Source organism: Streptomyces sp. YS-3, from assembly GCF_045257485.1.
Lineage (GTDB): Bacteria > Actinomycetota > Actinomycetes > Streptomycetales > Streptomycetaceae > Streptomyces.
Genome location: NZ_JBJHPC010001218.1, coordinates 1 through 542 on the forward strand (window position 1 = coordinate 1; position 542 = coordinate 542).

A 542-nucleotide genomic window follows, 5' to 3' on the forward strand; every position below is an offset into this window, starting at 1 on the left:
GGCCATGTGTCGGGGCCCTGGCGACGGACGGCCGGGCGCGCTGCCGCGTCGGCCGTCGCGCGGGTCGTCGCGCGGGCCGTCACGGCAGTGGTTCGCTCGGTCTCAGCGTCCGCGCGGGGCGTACATGATGACCGCCATCCCGGCCAGGCAGACCAGCGCGCCGGTGATGTCCCAGCGGTCCGGCCGGTACCCGTCGGCGACCGCGCCCCAGGCCAGCGAGCCCGCGACGAACACCCCGCCGTACGCGGCGAGGACCCGCCCGAACTCGGCGTCCGGCTGGAGGGTCGCCACGAACCCGTACACGCCGAGCGCGAGCACCCCCGCACCGATCCAGAGCCAGCCCCGGTGCTCCTTGACGCCCTGCCAGACGAGCCAGGCGCCACCGATCTCGAAGAGGGCGGCGAGGAGGAAGAGGAGGACGGAGCGGGCGACGAGCATGCGGACAGGGTCGCACGGTCCGGGGTGGCAACCCGGGAATATAAGCGGCTAAAGGTATCTTCCGGACATGGCTGTGATGCGTAGGGGGTTCAGGGGGTTCAGGG

At 72.9% G+C, this 542-nt stretch carries 1 protein-coding gene; it reads right to left on the reverse strand.

Annotation, left to right across the window (positions count from 1 at the left end; genetic code table 11):
* Positions 1-102 precede the first annotated feature (102 nt).
* The gene (locus ACJA3G_RS38385) at positions 103-438 is read right to left on the reverse strand and encodes a YnfA family protein (RefSeq protein ID WP_406557592.1); all 336 of its coding nucleotides are present in this window, start codon (positions 436-438) and stop codon (positions 103-105) included.
* Positions 439-542 lie beyond the last annotated feature (104 nt).

Bases quoted from the DNA above. Each gene is read 5' to 3' on its own strand.
- ACJA3G_RS38385 (WP_406557592.1), bottom strand. From the start codon at position 438: ATGCTCGTCGCCCGCTCCGTCCTCCTCTTCCTCCTCGCCGCCCTCTTC.